General features: G+C 44.0%; 19 protein-coding genes and 1 riboswitch. Of the genes, 4 read left to right on the top strand and 15 right to left on the bottom strand.

The genetic code is table 11. The features are described from left to right. Nucleotides 1-32: 32 nt before the first annotated feature. The 4 genes from thiH to thiF are packed head-to-tail and all read right to left on the bottom strand — an operon-like array spanning nt 33 to nt 2,695. On the bottom strand, nt 33-1,082 hold the full coding sequence (thiH, locus tag LLF92_04265; GenBank protein ID MCE5340326.1) for a 2-iminoacetate synthase ThiH: 1,050 nt from the start codon (nt 1,080-1,082) through the stop codon (nt 33-35). Between the two features lies 1 nt (nt 1,083). After that, entirely contained in the window at nt 1,084-1,857 is a 774-nt protein-coding gene (locus LLF92_04270; GenBank protein MCE5340327.1) for a thiazole synthase, read from the bottom strand. 1 nt (nt 1,858) lies between these two features. Next, nucleotides 1,859-2,068 (bottom strand): sulfur carrier protein ThiS, encoded by a 210-nt coding sequence (gene thiS / locus LLF92_04275; protein MCE5340328.1) that lies wholly within the window; start codon nt 2,066-2,068, stop codon nt 1,859-1,861. Nucleotides 2,069-2,071: 3 nt separating this feature from the next. Continuing rightward, a complete protein-coding gene (thiF, locus tag LLF92_04280) occupies nt 2,072-2,695 on the bottom strand; it encodes a sulfur carrier protein ThiS adenylyltransferase ThiF (protein MCE5340329.1) in 624 nt (207 codons plus the stop codon). Between the two features lie 53 nt (nt 2,696-2,748). Beyond that, nucleotides 2,749-2,881: riboswitch (TPP riboswitch) on the bottom strand. 125 nt (nt 2,882-3,006) lie between these two features. Between thiF and LLF92_04285 the strand changes: the two genes are divergently transcribed. From LLF92_04285 to LLF92_04300, 4 genes are all read left to right on the top strand, one after another. Beyond that, nucleotides 3,007-4,437 carry a glycine--tRNA ligase gene (locus tag LLF92_04285; GenBank protein ID MCE5340330.1) on the top strand — a complete coding sequence of 477 codons (1,431 nt, stop codon included), beginning with the start codon at nt 3,007-3,009 and terminating at the stop codon, nt 4,435-4,437. A gap of 123 nt (nt 4,438-4,560) precedes the next feature. Further along, nucleotides 4,561-5,016, top strand: a complete 456-nt coding sequence (locus LLF92_04290) for a YhcH/YjgK/YiaL family protein (protein ID MCE5340331.1) — start codon at nt 4,561-4,563, stop codon at nt 5,014-5,016. Between the two features lie 2 nt (nt 5,017-5,018). After that, entirely contained in the window at nt 5,019-6,524 is a 1,506-nt protein-coding gene (locus tag LLF92_04295; GenBank protein ID MCE5340332.1) for an asparagine--tRNA ligase, read from the top strand. Nucleotides 6,525-6,554: 30 nt separating this feature from the next. Beyond that, on the top strand, nt 6,555-7,340 hold the full coding sequence (locus LLF92_04300) for a hypothetical protein (protein ID MCE5340333.1): 786 nt from the start codon (nt 6,555-6,557) through the stop codon (nt 7,338-7,340). 2 nt (nt 7,341-7,342) lie between these two features. Here LLF92_04300 and LLF92_04305 read toward each other — a convergent pair whose 3' ends face one another. From LLF92_04305 to hypF, 11 genes are all read right to left on the bottom strand, one after another. Then, nucleotides 7,343-8,044, bottom strand: coding sequence for a 4Fe-4S binding protein (locus LLF92_04305; protein MCE5340334.1), 702 nt, complete (start codon nt 8,042-8,044; stop codon nt 7,343-7,345). Nucleotides 8,045-8,131: 87 nt separating this feature from the next. After that, nucleotides 8,132-8,482: a cupin domain-containing protein gene (locus LLF92_04310; protein MCE5340335.1), complete on the bottom strand. Its 351-nt coding sequence runs from the start codon at nt 8,480-8,482 to the stop codon at nt 8,132-8,134. A gap of 13 nt (nt 8,483-8,495) precedes the next feature. Further along, nucleotides 8,496-9,779: a hydroxylamine reductase gene (gene hcp, locus LLF92_04315; protein MCE5340336.1), complete on the bottom strand. Its 1,284-nt coding sequence runs from the start codon at nt 9,777-9,779 to the stop codon at nt 8,496-8,498. Between the two features lie 23 nt (nt 9,780-9,802). Further along, nucleotides 9,803-10,210 (bottom strand): Rrf2 family transcriptional regulator, encoded by a 408-nt coding sequence (locus tag LLF92_04320; GenBank protein ID MCE5340337.1) that lies wholly within the window; start codon nt 10,208-10,210, stop codon nt 9,803-9,805. Nucleotides 10,211-10,340: 130 nt separating this feature from the next. Then, on the bottom strand, nt 10,341-11,864 hold the full coding sequence (gene zwf / locus LLF92_04325) for a glucose-6-phosphate dehydrogenase (GenBank protein ID MCE5340338.1): 1,524 nt from the start codon (nt 11,862-11,864) through the stop codon (nt 10,341-10,343). Between the two features lie 15 nt (nt 11,865-11,879). Continuing rightward, nucleotides 11,880-12,044: a rubredoxin gene (locus LLF92_04330; GenBank protein ID MCE5340339.1), complete on the bottom strand. Its 165-nt coding sequence runs from the start codon at nt 12,042-12,044 to the stop codon at nt 11,880-11,882. Between the two features lie 27 nt (nt 12,045-12,071). Next, entirely contained in the window at nt 12,072-12,563 is a 492-nt protein-coding gene (locus LLF92_04335; GenBank protein ID MCE5340340.1) for a ferritin family protein, read from the bottom strand. Nucleotides 12,564-12,586: 23 nt separating this feature from the next. Further along, nucleotides 12,587-13,078 (bottom strand): ferritin, encoded by a 492-nt coding sequence (locus tag LLF92_04340; GenBank protein ID MCE5340341.1) that lies wholly within the window; start codon nt 13,076-13,078, stop codon nt 12,587-12,589. Between the two features lie 26 nt (nt 13,079-13,104). Continuing rightward, complete coding sequence (locus tag LLF92_04345) at nt 13,105-13,479, bottom strand: desulfoferrodoxin (GenBank protein MCE5340342.1); 375 nt, start codon at nt 13,477-13,479, stop codon at nt 13,105-13,107. Between the two features lie 29 nt (nt 13,480-13,508). Beyond that, the gene (locus tag LLF92_04350) at nt 13,509-13,751 is read right to left on the bottom strand and encodes a HypC/HybG/HupF family hydrogenase formation chaperone (protein ID MCE5340343.1); all 243 of its coding nucleotides are present in this window, start codon (nt 13,749-13,751) and stop codon (nt 13,509-13,511) included. 12 nt (nt 13,752-13,763) lie between these two features. After that, nucleotides 13,764-16,067: a carbamoyltransferase HypF gene (hypF, locus tag LLF92_04355; protein MCE5340344.1), complete on the bottom strand. Its 2,304-nt coding sequence runs from the start codon at nt 16,065-16,067 to the stop codon at nt 13,764-13,766. Nucleotides 16,068-16,083: the final 16 nt, after the last annotated feature.

Consider the following 16,083-nt stretch of genomic DNA (forward strand, 5'->3'; position numbering starts at 1 on the left):
TAAAATCAAAAATGAGGATGGCCTGCGGCCTGTTATTTACTAAACGCTTTATCCCAATCTTTCCAAACGGCTTCGAGATTTTTCTCTTTCAGCATTGCGGCAATCTGCACCGGCGTTCTGTCGTCAGCGACTTCAAACTGCTCGAGTGCGTCATCTTCCTGGCCGTAACCGCCTGGGTTTGTTTTGCTGCCGGCACTTATTCTTGTTACGCAAATCTGCGAAATATTATCTCTGAATCGCGCCGATTCACGGGTTGACATCACAATTTCCGAATCGGGGAAGCATAATCTCAACGCAACCATCATCTGTACAAGTTCAGTGTCGTTAATCATATAGCGAAATAATTTTTCGTCAACATTTTCAGCAGGCCGCATTCTTGGGAAAGAAAATGAAACTCGCGCCTGCCAGTATTTTTTCATCAGCATATTCGCGTGCTCGGCAAGTGCAATGGTTTGCGTTCGCCAATCGCTTAAACCGATAAGGAAACCGAGGCCAAGACTTCTAAAACCGGCTTCGGCGGCGCGTGAAAGTGTTTCAAGTCGCCAATCGTAATCCGATTTTGGGCCGGCGGTGTGAAATTTGGCGAAATCCGCGCGGTCGTAAGTTTCCTGATAGATAGCGATGCTGTCTATACCGGCTGCGAAAAGTTTTTTATACTCTTCTGTGTCGAGCGGATAAATTTCAATAGATATCGAGCTGAATTTTTCGCGCAGCTTTTTCGCAAGCTCGGCAAGATATTCAACGTTTATAAATTTTTTATCTTCGCCGCTGACCAGCAGTATGTGCCGGAAGCCTTCGGCAGCAAGTATGTCCGCTTCTTTGCACGCTTCTTCGATTGTCAATCTTGTCCGCGGCAGTTTACTTTTGCAGTTGAATGCGCAATAGGGGCAGTGATTAACGCAAAAATTTGAAACGTAAAGCGGTGCGTAAAGCTGAATTGTATTGCCGAACCGCTGACGTGTGATTTGACGAGCCTTCTGTGCCATCTGCTCAAGATTTTTTTGCGCGTCAACCGAAAGCAAAGCGTCTAATCTCTCTTTGCTGTAACCTGTATCATTATATATTGCTTTTTGAATATCCATGTTAATCTCTTAGAAAACCTGTGAGCGGACTTGAGGCGTCGGCCTGATTTTTTACGCCTGCCGAACCTGCTTCAAACGCGTCTCTTCCTGCCTGTACGGCCAGTTTAAACGCTTGTGCCATTTTAATCGGGTCGCCGGCAGTTGCGATTGCTGTATTGACCAGTACCGCATCGGCTCCCATTTCCAGCGCTTCAGCTGCGTGCGAGGGCATACCTAATCCCGCATCGACAACGACCGGTACCGTCGCCTGTGCGATAATTATTTCAATCGCTGACCGCGTTTTCAATCCCTGATTCGAGCCAATCGGCGAAGCAAGCGGCATAACAGTTGCTGTGCCGATGTCCTGAAGCTTTTTTGCGAGCACCGGGTCTGCGTTAATATACGGCAGCACAACGAAACCTTCCTTCACGAGAATTTCCGCAGCCTTTAACGTTTCAATCGGGTCGGGCAATAAATAATACGGGTCTGGCGTTACTTCGAGTTTGAGCCAGTTAATGTCAGTTGCCGCACGCGCGAGTCTTGCCAGCCGAATCGCTTCTTCTGCATTGCGTGCGCCGGAAGTATTCGGCAGCAGCAGATATTTTTTCCTGTCAATCGCCGCGAGCATATTGTCCTGCGGATTCTGAATATCCACTCTGCGAAGCGCAACTGTTACCATTTCTGTTCCAGACGCTTCAATCGATTGCGTCATAATCTGATTTGAAGAATATTTTCCTGTGCCGATGAATAATCGGCTTGTAAATTCTTTGCCTGCGATAATTAATTTTTTTGACATATCAGCCGCCACCTACAAACCTTACTAATTCAATTTTATAACCGTCTTTTAATATTGCGTTTTGAAAACCGCTGCGTGGAACGATTTGGCCGTTTACTTCCGCGACAACCGTTGCTTCATCGACATTTAACACATCGAGAAGATTTTTCAACGTTGCCGGCACTTCGTTTTCAAAAATTTTATTTTCACCATTTATTATTAATGCTGCCATAGTTTAATCCAAAATCAATTCCACAATAGCGTTTGCCTGATGTCCTGCGGCGATTGCCACGCGAGGAGCCATAAGGCTGAAACCTGATTCGAGTCCTCTGCTGTCGTCGCCGACGAGAATTGTTCTATTTGATATTTTTTTCGTTACAATTTCATTGCTGTTGCCGTAGCCGCCAAGTCCGCTTACCGCAATGATGATACTTTTAGTTTTGCTTAATACCGTTTCGACAATCATTTGCTTTTGGTCTGCTTTGTCGAAACATTCAGCAATGATAGGGCAGTCTTCGAAAATCTCCGGAATATTTTCAGAAGTTAATTTTAAGCTGTGGCCTTCGATTTTCAAAAATGGATTAATCTTCAGCAGGTTTTCCGTTAACGCTTCGACTTTTTTTCTGCCGAGCTGCTCGACAAAATATTGCTGACGGTTAAGATTGCTCTGCTCAACAACATCGAAGTCGGCTATGACAAGTCTGCCGATACCGATACGGGCAAGTGAAACAGCGACATTCGAACCAAGTCCGCCCAGGCCGGCGATGCCGACGGTCGCGGCTTTTAAATTTTTGAAGACAGACTCGCCGTGCCGTTCGATGAGCATTGCTTCAAATTGTTCTTTGTTTAATTTAGTCATAAAAAAAAACGCGCCGCCTGCAACAGGAAGCGCGTCTTTTAAATTTCAATTTGAAATCCAAAAATGTGCCTTCCTTGCAGGCATTACCACTGCTAAAGGTTCGAAGGGTCGTCCCTTTGGGACCTCTCAGCCGGATAACCAATTTGAAATCTCAAATTTCCGTTTCCGGCTCCCCTGTCACAATTCAATATTAACTTTTGAGCTATTTTACACATTAGGCAGAGGAAAACAAGTGTAAAATCGCTTGCTTATAAGTCTTGTAATTAACAGTACTTCGTTATATAATATTCGTTTTATTCCAGAAAGGCATTATGGCAAATTTAACGAAACTTGAAGATATCGTATCGCTCTGTAAAAGACGCGGTTTTATATTCCAATCCAGCGAAATCTATGGCGGACTGGCAAGCTGCTATGATTACGGCCCGTTAGGTTCCGAACTCAAACGCAACGTCCGCAACGCATGGTGGAAGTACACCGTTCAAATGCGCGACGATGTCGTCGGTTTGGATTGCAGCATCTTCATGCATCCGCTTGTCTGGAAGGCATCCGGCCACGCTGATAAATTCGCAGACATTGTAACCGTCTGCAAAAAATGCAACGTTCGCAGCAGAGTTGACCATCTTGCCGATGCTCCGAACAAAACCGCCGAAGGTCTTGCCGGCAAAGTTTGTCCTTCATGCGGAGGCGTTGGCCAGTTCACAGAGCCAATGCCGTTTCGTCTGATGTTCGAAACACAGATGGGCGCAAACGTTGAAGATTCAATGACGATTTTCCTTCGGCCTGAAACCGCACAGGGAATTTTTGTTAATTTCAGAAACGTGCTTGATACGACAAGAGTAAAAATTCCATTCGGCATCGCGCAAATCGGAAAAAGCTTCAGAAATGAAGTTACGACAAAGGCGTTCATTTTCAGAACACGCGAATTCGAACAGGCTGAAATAGAATTTTTCTGCGCACCGGGAACAGATGAGAAATGGTTCGAACACTGGAAGGAATTCCGCTTTAACTGGTACACCAGTTTGGGCATGAAAAAAGAAAACCTGCGTATGCGTGAGCACGACAAAGATGAACTGGCGCATTACGCAAAAGGCTGCGTTGACGTTGAATACAAATTCCCGTTCGGCTCCGGTGATTGGCAGGAACTTGAAGGCATCGCAAACAGAACCGATTTCGACCTTCGCCAGCATCAGCGCGGTATGCGAACATTAAACTCATGGTATGAAAAGAAGGGTGACCTTTCCAAAATAGACCTCAACAGCGAGTCTGAAGATTATCAGAAAGGTCCGCTTTCTTATTTCGATGAAGAAGCAAAGCAAAGATACATTCCGTACGTAATCGAGCCAAGCGCAGGTATCGACAGAAGCTGTCTTGCGTTTCTTGTTGACGCCTACGATGAGGATGAAGTCAACGGCGAAAAGAGAAGCGTGCTTCGCTTCCATCCGACACTTGCTCCGGTTAAGGCCGCGATATTCCCGCTGGTCAAAAAAGACGGCCTGCCTGAAATCGCGACGAATATGTATAACGATTTGAAAAAATATTTCGCCTGCTATTACGATGAAAAAGGCGCAGTCGGCAGACGCTACCGCAGACAGGATGAAGCGGGCACGCCGTACTGTATTACCGTTGACGGCCAGAGCAAAGAAGACCAGACGGTAACAATCCGCGAACGCGACAGTATGAAACAGGACAGAATCAATCTTTCGCAGGTAAAACAATACTTGAGGGAAAAATTAGATATTTAAACAGGAGCCTGAAAATGATAAAAAAACATTTGATGGTACTGGTAATCGTTTTGCCTATGACAATTATTCTTACTTCTTGTACATCGAGTGAAAAAAAAACAGACTCAAGAAAGGAATAGTAAAATGGTATTTGACAGTATTAAGAATTACAAACTTTACACAAACTTATCGCCTCGCATCGCACAGGCGTTAAAAATAGCCGCTGAAACGGATTTCAGCAAAATAAAAGAAGGCAAGTATGTTGTTGATGGCGAAAATCTGTTTTATATCGTTCAGTCTTACAAAACTGGACCACTTCTTGAAAAAATTGAAGCCCACAAAAAATATATCGATATTCAGTTTATGGTCAAAGGCTCTGAACGAATGGGTTATGCCAATATAAATGGAATGAAAATACATACTCCTTACGATGAAGAAAAAGACGTAATGTTTTTTCACGCCGACAAAAGTATAAACTATGTTGATATTAAAGAAGGAATGTTTACGATATTCTGGCCGACAGATGCTCACATGCCCGGCAGGCAGATTGATAAACCGCAGGACGTTGTAAAGGTTGTGTTTAAAGTTAAGGTTGACTAAAAATGTTTAACGACATTGTGAAAATCGTCAATTTAAAAAACTTCGCTGAAAAGGAAGTAACAATCGGCGGATGGGTTTACCATTCACGTCCGAGCGGAAAATTAATCTTCATCGTTATTCGAGACGGCAGCGGTCTTTGCCAGTGTGTTATCGAAAAGGGCAAAATCAGCGATGAGCTTTTCGAGCAGATTAAAAAGCTCGGCGCCGAATCGTCGCTGACAATTACCGGCACTGTTCGCAAAGACGAACGAAGCGTCGGCGGATATGAGATTGTCGTCAGCGGTGCGAAAATTTTGTGCGAATCTGTCGATTATCCGATTACGCCAAAGCAGCACGGCATCGATTTTCTTTTGAAAAATCGTCATCTGCATTTGCGTTCGCAAAAGCAGTGGTGCATCGGCAAAATCCGTCATACTGTCGTTAACGCAATCAGGCAGTTTTTCAATGATAATGGTTTCACACTTGTTGATTCTCCGATTCTTACCGGCATTGTCGGCGAAGAAGCGGGAAGTTTATTTAATGTCGATTATTTCGGTATGCCGGCGTTTCTTTCGCAGACCGGCCAGCTTCATCTCGAATGCGCAGCGTTGAGTTTCGGCAGAGTTTATTGTTTCGGCCCGACGTTTAGAGCGGAAAAAAGCAAGACGCGAAGGCATTTGACGGAATTTTGGATGGTCGAGCCGGAAATTGCATTCATAGATTTGCCGGGACTTCTGGAAGTTGCTGAAAATTTTGTTTCGTTCGTCGTGCAGAAGGTTCTTAGCGATAACGAATCGGAATTGCAAACTTTGGGCGCAAATATTGAATCGCTCAAGAAAATCGTTCCGCCTTTTTACAGGCTTACATATACGCAGGCGCACGAAATTCTGACAAGTCAGAAAACACAGGATTTTATGGTTGCGCAGTTGGCTGATTTCAAAAATCAGAAACAGGAAATTGAAAATAAAATTACCGCTTTGGAAGCAGAAGCAAAAGGTCAAATCAAACAATGGCGTCAGGATAAAATCGCTGCTGAATTGATTGACCTGCGAAGCGACCTTGCGGAAGTCGAAACGAAAATTGAAAATAATCCAAAGCACGCGCAGCTCGCATCAGAATTCAAGTGGGGCGAGGATTTGGGCGGAAGCGATGAGACAATTATTTCGTTAATGCACGATAAACCAATTTTTGTAACGCATTATCCTCGTGAAGCGAAAGCGTTTTATATGAAACAGGATGAAGACCCGAGGGTAGTGCAGAATTTTGATATGCTCGCACCGGCCGGCTTTGGCGAAATCATCGGCGGCTCAATGCGCGAAGACAGCTTCGATAAACTGCTTGAAAAGATAAATGAGCACAAATACAAACTCGAAAATTATCAGTGGTACCTCGATTTGCGAAGATACGGCTCTGTTCCGCACGGCGGTTTCGGCTTGGGCGTTGAAAGAACACTCGCGTGGATTACCGGCGAAAAACATATCCGCCAGTGTATCCCATTCCCAAGAATGATGGACAAAATTTTAATTTAATTAACCACGAATGAACACGAATTAACGCTAATGAAGAAAAAAGATTTAATAAAATTGGTAAAAAATCCAAAGTTCATAAGCGGGATTTATAATTATTGCGACAGGTGGTGTGAGAGATGTCAGTTCACATCCCGATGTCTGAATTTCGAGACGTGTGAGGGTGAATTCGATACTCCGGAATCCAAAGACATCAATAATAAAGCATTCTGGGATAAAATGCAGGAAGTTTTTGCGGCTACTGCGGAAATGATTAAGGAAAGTGCCGAAGAGATGGGTGTTGACCTTAATGCTATTGAAGATGGAGAATACGAAAGGCATCGGGAAAACGTCAGGAAATTTACCGACGAACAGCCATATACTAAAATTGCACTCGAATATACAAAAATAGTTTCCGAATGGTTTGAATCAAATAAAGCATTACTCGAACAAAAAGCTGACGAGTTAATGGTGCATTTAGAAGCGGAAATCCCCGGCACAAAACCTGATAAGGAAGCGGCTAAAATCAGAGACTGTATGGATATAATCGGCTGGTATCAGCATCAGATATATGTGAAACTATGCAGGGCAACAAGCGGCCTGTTTAAAAGCGAGGTTGAAGATTTCGAATATTGCAAGGAAGATGCGGACGGTTCAGCAAAAGTTGCAATTATAGGAATTGAACGTTCTATCGCGGCGTGGGGTGGAATGCTTAATTGTTTTTCTGAACAGGAAAAAACTATTCTCGATATTCTTGTAAAATTGAAAACACTATTAAAACTTGTTGAAAAATCATTTCCTGATGCAAGAGCATTTGTCAGACCCGGACTGGATGAATAATTTTATTTTATCTGACCGTCGAGGCTGATTGTAATATCTTTAAACTCAAAATCTTTTCCGCTGTTTGCGATTGCCTGCTGAACGATTCTTACCAAACCAAAACAGCAGGGCACTTCCATATGCACAACAGTAAGACTTTTTATACTGCCTGATTTTATGATGTGCGTCAGCTTTTCAATATAAGGTTCGACGTCATTTAACTTGGGACATGCAATAATTATCTTATGGTCTTTGAGCAGTTTGCTGTGAAAATCGCCCATCGCGAACGGCACGCAATCGGCCGTCAAAAGCAAATCGGCATCCTGCAAAAATGGAGCGTTCGGTGAAATTAGATTGAGCTGCACCGGCCAGTGAGTAAGCTGTGAAGTTGTGTCGCCTTGCGCGGCATCTTTTTTTGCGAATTGTTTTGCCATTGTGCCGGGGCATACAAAGCCGTGTCCGTGCGCGGCCTGCGGTTTGTTTTCATTTTCGAGATGTTTTTTCACAGCTTCTTCATTGAAATCTGCGGATTCTCTTTGTTCGATTGTAATGGCATCCATAGGGCAATGGCCCAGGCACGCGCCCAGGCCGTCGCAGTATGTTTCGCTGACAAGTTTTGCCTTGCCGTTGATTAATTTTATTGCGCCCTCGGCACACGCAGTAACGCATTTGCCGCAGCCGTTGCATTTTTCTTCGTCGATTTTTACGATATTTCTAATAGCCATAATTTTCCCGCCGCATTTCGTGTAGGGGCGAACCTATGTGTTCGCCCATTTGGCAGACACGCAGGTCTGCCCCTACATTAGTCATAGTTAAGCTCGAATCATAATCAAAAGCATTTTAAATTTTTCTTTCGCCTGCACAGCGTGCGGGACATTGGCGGGCATAATCACAATCTGACCCGCCTTTGCCTTAACTTTTTTTCCGCCGATGGTCAGAACCGCAGAGCCGTCAACAATTTGCACGGTTGCGTCATACGGTGCCTGGTGTTCGCTCAAGCCCTGACCGGCATCGAAAGCGAAAAGTGTTACTGTGCCGACGGATTTGTCGATTATCGTTTTGCTGACAACTGAATCAGCCGAATATTCGATAAGACTGTTTAAATCAGCGGCCTTTGCCAAACAATTTTTGAGAACAGTATTTTTACTTTTCGCTTTTTTCATAAAATATCATCCTTTAACCCAACATTTCAGCCATATCTTTTTCCGGATCGCCGATTGGTTTGATATTGTATTTTTCGACGAGGAAATTCAAAACGTTCGGCGATACGAACGCCGGCAGAGACGGTCCAAGTCGAATATTTTTTACGCCCATATAAAGCAGTGTCAGCAGAATCGCGACTGCTTTCTGTTCATACCACGACACGACGAAAGACAGCGGCAAATCGTTTACACTGCATTTAAAAGCATCAGCGAGTGCCAAAGCGATTTTTACTGCTGAATAGCAATCGTTGCATTGGCCTGTATCGATCAGACGCGGTATGCCGTCAATCGTACCGAAATCATGATAATTGAATCTGAATTTTCCACAGGCTGCGGTCAGAATTACACAGTCCTTCGGCACAAGTTCGGCGACTCTTGTAAAGTAATTTCTTCCCGGCTTCGCGCCGTCGCAGCCGCCGATGAAGAAGAAGCGTTTGATTTTGCCTGCTTTGACCGCGGCGATAATTTTATCCGCAAGTCCCAGCACGGCTGTATAATGAAAACCTGTGCTCAATGTTCCGACTTTGTTTTCTTTCAGCGGCGCGGACTTCAGCGCTTTATCAATCACCTTGCTGAAATCACGGCCTTTAATATGTTCAACGCCCGCGCAGCCCGCAATGCCGCAGGTAAAAATTCTGTCTTTATAGCTGTCTTTCGGCAGCATAATGCAATTTGTTGTTACGAGAATCGAGCCGGAGAATGCGTCAAATTCTGTGCGCTGGTTTTGCCACGCGGTTCCGTAATGGCCGACCAGATGCTTATATTTTCGCAGTTGAGGATATCCGTGTGCAGGCAGCATTTCGCCATGAGTATAAATATTGATTCCTTTGCCTTCAGTCTGTTTCAAAAGTTCGAGCAAATCCAAAAGGTCGTGTCCTGTAACGACGATGCCGAGGCCTGCCTTAGTGCCTGCGCAAACTGTCGCCGGAGTCGGAGCGCCGAATTTCTCAACATGAGCGTCGTTGAGCATTTGCATTGTTTTCAAATTTATTTTGCCGGCCTTTAGAACAAGCTCTATATGTCTGTTCAAATCGAAATCGACGTTAGTGAGCGTCGAGAAAAGCGCTTCGTGCATAAAGCCGTCAACTTCAGGGTCGATTTTGCCAAGCTCTCTTGCGTGATATGCATAAGCCGCGATACCTTTGAGGCCGAACACGAGAATGTCCTGCAAGCTCTGAATATCAGGGTCTTTGCCGCAAACCCCCGTTTTTGTACAGCCTGTCCCACCCGCGGTCTGTTCACATTGATAACAAAACATAATATCTCCTTTCAAAATTTTTATTATTTTCCACTTAGTAATTTATCAAGCGTTGTTTCTTTTAACGCGTCTTCGATATACTTTTGCAAAGATGCCAGTTTCTTACTAACCTGACATTTAGGTCTGTGTGGACAGCTTTTGGCGTTAACAACACACTGGCTGAAACACACATCGCCCTGAATCGCACGTATTACGTCGTGCAGGTTTATTTTCTTTGGTTCTCTGGCCAGCTCAAATCCGCCCGCTGCGCCCATACGGCTTCCTACCAGTTTCGCCGCTGAAAGTTTCTGCAGCAGTTTGCAGGCGATAGGTTCAGACACATCCTGATTCTTCGCGAGCTGTCTTGCCGGTATCGGCTGTCCGCCGTAATTCATCGCAAGACCTGCTATCAGTCGCAGAGCATAATCGGTATTTCGTCTTATCACATCCATCTTTATACCTGAACATTAACATTAAGTAAGACTAATATAGTCTTATATCGGCAATATGTCAAGAAAGTTTCAAAAAAAATTTAAAATTATTTCATAGATGCTTTGACGAAGTCAAGTTCCGCTTGAGATATCACATTTCAGTGATTTTTCGCCAGTTTCTTCCGTCTTTATGGATAAGCGAATCTGCCTGCGGGAGGTTGTCGGCGCCGGCGGGGTAGCTGAAAGGTTCTATCTCCTGCTGCTGTCGGGAGTTGAGGATGTTGTCAATCAGTTCCCACGCGATTTTTACATCGTCAATTCTTGTAAATAAAGTCTGGTCGCCGAGCATGCAATCCAGTAAAAGCCTCTGGTAGGCGTCGGGCGTATCAGTGCCAAAAATGTCGGCGTAATTAAAATCCATATTGAGTGTGCCGATGCAAAGTTTCGCTCCGGGTCTTTTCGCCTCGAAGAAAAGACTTATACCTTCACGCGGCTGAATTTTAAATACCAGAACATTTGACGGCAGTTCGCCGATGCCGGCCGATGCGAACATCGAGTGCGGAACTTTTTTGAATGTTACAGCAATTTCAGTAACGCGTTTGGCCAGTCGTTTGCCGGTGCGAAGATAAAACGGCACATCTTTCCATCGCCAGTTATCGATGAAAAGCCTCGCGGCAATATAAGTGTCGGTTTTTGATTTTTTATCGACGTTCGCTTCATCGCGATACGCCGGCACATCTTTGCCGTCGATTTTACCGGCGGTGTATTGGCCGATTACGACATCCTCGTTCCAGGGCGATAAATCGAACGGCCTGATACTGCTTAGCAGTTTTACTTTTTCATCGCGTATATGTTCTTCGCCGAAAGAGGTCGGCGGTTCCATCGTTACCAGCGAAAGCATACTTAACATATGATTTACGAACATATCGCGGATTGCGCCGCTCTTGTCGTAATATCCGCCGCGGGATTCGATGCCGAGCGATTCAGCGATGGTGATTTGCACGTTATCAATATAATTGCGATTCCAGAGCGGTTCGAAAATTGAGTTCGCGAACCGGAACATCAGAATATTCTGTACGGTGTCTTTGCCGAGGTAATGGTCGATTCGATAGAGTTGATTTTCAGCGAACCATTTATTGAGACTGTCATTTAATTTCGTCGCGGTTGCCAAATCATGGCCGAACGGTTTTTCAATAACGAGCCGGACGGATTTGTCGCCGTTTTTGTTAAGGCCGGCCTTGCCGAGATTATCGGCAACCTGTTCGTAAAGTGTCGGCGGCAGTGAGAAATAAAAAACTCTGCCCATTTTTTGCGGATAATTCTTTTCGATGTTTGTAAGTTTGTTTTTGATTTTGGTGTAGAAATTTGAATCGCTGTAATCGCCGCTGGCAAAGTGGAAACTGCTGATGAATCTTTCATCGTCCTCTAATATGCCTTTGGCAGATTTCGACGCGATTTTCCGCATATCTTCGTCGGACATTTCAGTTCTGCCGCAACCGAGGAAGAAAAAGCCGTTATCGAGCAGGCCGCGTTTGAAAAGGTTTGCCACGGCGGGGATGAGTTTGCGTTTAGACAAATCGCCGGAAGCACCGAAGACAATCAAGCCTGTCGGTGGTGCCGGCGATTCAGAACAAAGTGCTTGTTCGTTTTTTACCGATGGACGAATTTTTTCCATCTGAACTTTCTTTAATTATTCACTAAACACTTCGAACTCGTCCTTTGATGCGCCGCACTCCGGGCAGACCCAATTGTCCGGCAAATCCGCGAATTCAGTACCGGCCTCTATTCCGTTATCTGGGTCGCCAACTTCAGGATCGTAAATGTAACTGCACAAAAGGCATTGATATTTTTTCATAGCTGTTTCCTTTATTAATATTTTTTGTTATTTTAATTGTTCAAGATTTTTCTGCAAACTGACTATATGACTCATTTCTTCTTTTATAATCTGTTCGACTTTTTCCTTATCGCTCTGCGATTTGACTAATTCCTTAATACCGAGATAGAAATTAATCGAAGTTTGTTCTCCGCTCAAAGCTGTTTTTAAAATTTCTGTCGGCGTTTCCTTGCCGGACAATGTAAGTTGTAATGCGCCTCTGCCTTCCCAGCCTGAATTTAACGCTATTCCTTTCATATAATAAAGTGCCTCGTTATCGGGGTCAAAAGTATTGGCGTCTTCCATGTTATTTTTATAACTTTCCAACATGTCAGAGAAGATTTGTCTATGGTTGTCTTCCATTGCGGCCAGTTTGAGCAGAATATCCGCGACAACTTTGTCTTTCGTAACCGATGCTGCGGTGCGATAATATTGTGCTCCGTTTTGCTCTATCTGTACCGCTATTTCGAAAATTTCCAGTACGGTATAATTAACTGCCATAAAATCACCTTGTTATAAATTAATTATTTGCCTCTTTTTGCGAGCTGATGGTCGAGCATTATCAGGCTGCCCGCAGATTCCTTAATCATTTTTAAGGTCTCGACAATTTTCAGCGCGTTAGCCTCTTCCTCAACCTGCTCATCGATGAACCATTTAAGGAAACTTTCAGTCGCGTAATCTTTCTCGGCACCGGCAAGTTCCATAAGTTTGTTGATTCTGCCGGTTATATACTGTTCATGTTTATATGCCGCTTCAAACGCGTCAAGTACGCTTTTCCATTCTTTTTGTGGTTTTGGAATCGCTTCAAGTTCGATTCTTCCGTTGCGTTCATGGATAAAATTGTAAAATTTATCAGCGTGCGTCTTTTCTTCTTTGGTCTGAACATACATCCAGTTTGCAAAACCGTCAAGATTTATAGAACGAAAATAAGCCTGCATTGCCGAATAAATATATGCCGAACTTAATTCCGCGTTTATCTGGTTATTCAGTGCTTTTACTATTTTTTCGCTTATCATGATTTTCTCCTTCATGCTAAATTATATTATGCTTTCCATAGGCCGTGCAGATTGCAATATTCTCTGGCGACTATGTTTTCAGCTTCGATTTTAAATACAGCTTCCGGTTTCTGGCCCGGTGTCAGATACTGTTTGTAATATTTTCCATCAGCCTGAACTTCAATCCATTCGATGTAGTGTTTTTCTTCCATTGGATGCGCGACAGAACCGACTTTGATGAGGAAACCGCCGGCGATTTTTTCAATAACAGGAACGTGCTTTTCTTTCGCGGCATCGGTGGTATTTTCCACCATAACTTTCATCGGCTGACCGCAGCAGACAAGTTCGCCGCCGCCGACGTGAGTAACTTCGATAATGTTCCCACACTCCATACATTTGTAAATTGTGTTTCTCTTAATCATTTTCTTGCTCCTTTTAAAAATATTCGATATTAGCCTGAAACCACATTATCAGTCTTTGAAAAGTTGTCAAGTTCCTCGAGAAGCTGCCATGTTTTTTTTGCTTCATCTTCGTCAAGCACAGCGATAGCAAAACCGGCGTGAATGAGAACAATATCTCCTACCTTAACCTCCGGCACAAGTGAGGTTTTGGTTTGTATACGATTGCCGATGGCGTCGGCGACAGCCTGGTCGCCTTTCAACTCAACTATTCTCGCAGGTACCGCAAGACACATACGCATTCCTTTCTATATAGCTTTTGCTGCTGCGATTGCTGCCTGACCGAGCGAGATGCACCCGTCATTGGCAGGCATAAGCCGATTGCATAATACAACAAAGCCGTTTTTTTGCAACCTTTCAATCAGTCTTTCGGACAGAAATTTATTACAAAATACTCCGCCGCTAATTGCGACTGTTTTTATACCGGTTTTATGACGTGCTTGTTCAGCCAATTTAAAGAAAAATTCAGCGATTGTGTTGTGGAATTTTGCGCAAATTGACTTTAAATCGATATTATCGAGCCGGTCTTTTATCATTCCCTCGATTAATCCCTTAATCTCTATGGAAAAGGTATTGTTTTGCTCGACCAGATTAAAACTGTAAGTTTGCTTTTCATTTTTGTCAGCCTGTGATTCGGTCGCCATCGGAATTTGTGCCTCGAAATGATTGTAATTGCCAAGGCCAATCAGTGCCGCCGCGGCGTCGAACAATCTGCCCAAACTCGATGTCTGCACAACATTAATATTTTTCTCGATTTGCTGTTCGATTATTTTTCTTTTTGTATTGTCAGGTTCGATTTGGTTGAGAAGTTTTTCCGGAATGACAATATTGTATTTTTTCGCAAGTCCCAGCAGCGGCCGAACAGCTTCCTTCGATGCCAAATCGCCGCCCGCAAGCGGATAATAGGATAAATGACCGAACCGCTCGAATTTTTCCAGCGACGCAATCAAACATTCGCATCCCCAAATCGCGTCATCTGTTCCATAGCCTGTGCCGTCGGCGACAAGGCCGATGACCGTTTCGGTTGTATCATTTTCAGCCAAGACAGACGCGATGTGCGCCCAGTGGTGCTGAACTTCGATTATTTTATCAGCTTTTAATTTCCGTGCGTATTGACTCGAAGGATAATTCGGATGCATATCGCACGCGACAACTTTCGGATTGACGTCGATGAGTTTTTTCAGATGCTCAATGGAATTCAGCCAATGTTTGTAAACGTTCGCGTCCTCCATATCGCCGATATGTTCGCTGACGATGAAGCGATTGTTTTTTACAAAGCAGAACGTATTTTTCAAATCCGAACCGGCTGCGAAAATTTCCGCTGACGCAGAGCGTTGAGAAATTATCGGCTGCGGCACAAAGCCTCTCGACCTTCGCAGCAGGGCAGGCGCGTTTGCGACAACGTGCATAACAGAATCGTCAACCTGTCGGTGAATTTCGCGATTGTGCATTAAAAATACATCCGCGATTTTGCCGAGTTTTGATAATGCAATGTCGTCTTTGCAAATCAATGGTTCGTCGGCGATATTTCCGCTTGTCATAACTAATGCGTTTATTTTTCCCTCGGCCATGGCGAATATCAAATGATGCAAAGGCGTAAAGGGCAGCATAAATCCGAAAGTGTTAACGCCTGCCGCGACAGATGGAGTGAGTGTGTTTGGCGTTTTTTTATTTAGCAGAACAATCGGCGATTCAATACTCTGCAATAATTTTTCAGATTGCTGGTCAACTTGTGCGAAACTTTTTATGGTTTCTATGGCCGCCATCATTGCGAATGGCTTTGCGTCTCGCATTTTTCTGCTGCGAAGAGTTTTCACAGCCTGTTCATTTTCCGCATCGCAGGCAAGGTGATACCCGCCAAGTCCTTTTATCGCTGCGATTTTCCCGTCTTTCAAAAGTTCAACGGTTCTTGCAATAACCTTGTCTGAATCTTCTTCGATGATTTTTCCGGTATTGTTGCAAAGATAAATCTTCGGTCCGCAAACAGGGCAAGCTACTGGCTGCGCGTGAAAACGCCTGTCTGTTACATCTACGTATTGTTGTTTGCACTTGTCGCACATTTTGAACTCGGCCATTGTTGTGTTAGGCCGGTCGTAAGGAATCGTTTTTATAATTGAATATCTCGGCCCGCAGTTTGTGCAGTTGATGAACGGATAGCGATAGCGAAAATCGTTTTTGTCAAAAAGCTCACGCAGGCAGTCTTTGCAGGTCGCAATGTCGGCGGTTACTTCAGCAGTGATTGAGCCGGTTGTTTCGCTTTGTTTTATCTCAAAAGATTTTTCGTTTTCTATTGTGTTAATATTCTGCGTTTGCAGAGTTGAAATTTTTATTAGCGGATTTTCTTTGTTGGAATTTTTAAGATTATCAATAAAGTCATTTATATTTTTTTCATTCCCCTGAATTTCAATTATTACTCCCTCGGTATGATTATAAACAAAGCCCGTGAGTTTGAATTTCTCCGCCAGCCTGAACACAAAAGGCCGAAACCCGATCCCCTGTACTTGTCCATGCAGTCTAATTTCTTTTCTGTATATGTGTTTATTCGTGTCCATTCGTGGTTAATAGTTT

It is taken from the genome of Planctomycetaceae bacterium (genome assembly GCA_021371795.1).
Taxonomy (GTDB): Bacteria; Planctomycetota; Phycisphaerae; order Sedimentisphaerales; family UBA12454; genus UBA12454.

Excerpts from the sequence above, each read along its gene's own strand:
- thiH (MCE5340326.1), bottom strand. The coding sequence starts at position 1,082 with ATGGATATTCAAAAAGCAATATATAATGATACAGGTTACAGCAAAGAG.
- hypF (MCE5340344.1), bottom strand. The coding sequence starts at position 16,067 with ATGGACACGAATAAACACATATACAGAAAAGAAATTAGACTGCATGGA.
- zwf (MCE5340338.1), bottom strand. The coding sequence starts at position 11,864 with ATGGAAAAAATTCGTCCATCGGTAAAAAACGAACAAGCACTTTGTTCT.
- LLF92_04305 (MCE5340334.1), bottom strand. The coding sequence starts at position 8,044 with ATGGCTATTAGAAATATCGTAAAAATCGACGAAGAAAAATGCAACGGC.
- LLF92_04335 (MCE5340340.1), bottom strand. The coding sequence starts at position 12,563 with ATGGCAGTTAATTATACCGTACTGGAAATTTTCGAAATAGCGGTACAG.
- LLF92_04330 (MCE5340339.1), bottom strand. The coding sequence starts at position 12,044 with ATGAAAAAATATCAATGCCTTTTGTGCAGTTACATTTACGATCCTGAA.
- LLF92_04300 (MCE5340333.1), top strand. The coding sequence starts at position 6,555 with ATGAAGAAAAAAGATTTAATAAAATTGGTAAAAAATCCAAAGTTCATA.
- LLF92_04340 (MCE5340341.1), bottom strand. The coding sequence starts at position 13,078 with ATGATAAGCGAAAAAATAGTAAAAGCACTGAATAACCAGATAAACGCG.
- LLF92_04285 (MCE5340330.1), top strand. The coding sequence starts at position 3,007 with ATGGCAAATTTAACGAAACTTGAAGATATCGTATCGCTCTGTAAAAGA.
- LLF92_04295 (MCE5340332.1), top strand. The coding sequence starts at position 5,019 with ATGTTTAACGACATTGTGAAAATCGTCAATTTAAAAAACTTCGCTGAA.
- LLF92_04310 (MCE5340335.1), bottom strand. The coding sequence starts at position 8,482 with ATGAAAAAAGCGAAAAGTAAAAATACTGTTCTCAAAAATTGTTTGGCA.
- thiS (MCE5340328.1), bottom strand. The coding sequence starts at position 2,068 with ATGGCAGCATTAATAATAAATGGTGAAAATAAAATTTTTGAAAACGAA.
- hcp (MCE5340336.1), bottom strand. The coding sequence starts at position 9,779 with ATGTTTTGTTATCAATGTGAACAGACCGCGGGTGGGACAGGCTGTACA.
- LLF92_04290 (MCE5340331.1), top strand. The coding sequence starts at position 4,561 with ATGGTATTTGACAGTATTAAGAATTACAAACTTTACACAAACTTATCG.
- LLF92_04350 (MCE5340343.1), bottom strand. The coding sequence starts at position 13,751 with ATGTGTCTTGCGGTACCTGCGAGAATAGTTGAGTTGAAAGGCGACCAG.
- LLF92_04320 (MCE5340337.1), bottom strand. The coding sequence starts at position 10,210 with ATGGATGTGATAAGACGAAATACCGATTATGCTCTGCGACTGATAGCA.
- LLF92_04345 (MCE5340342.1), bottom strand. The coding sequence starts at position 13,479 with ATGATTAAGAGAAACACAATTTACAAATGTATGGAGTGTGGGAACATT.
- LLF92_04270 (MCE5340327.1), bottom strand. The coding sequence starts at position 1,857 with ATGTCAAAAAAATTAATTATCGCAGGCAAAGAATTTACAAGCCGATTA.
- thiF (MCE5340329.1), bottom strand. The coding sequence starts at position 2,695 with ATGACTAAATTAAACAAAGAACAATTTGAAGCAATGCTCATCGAACGG.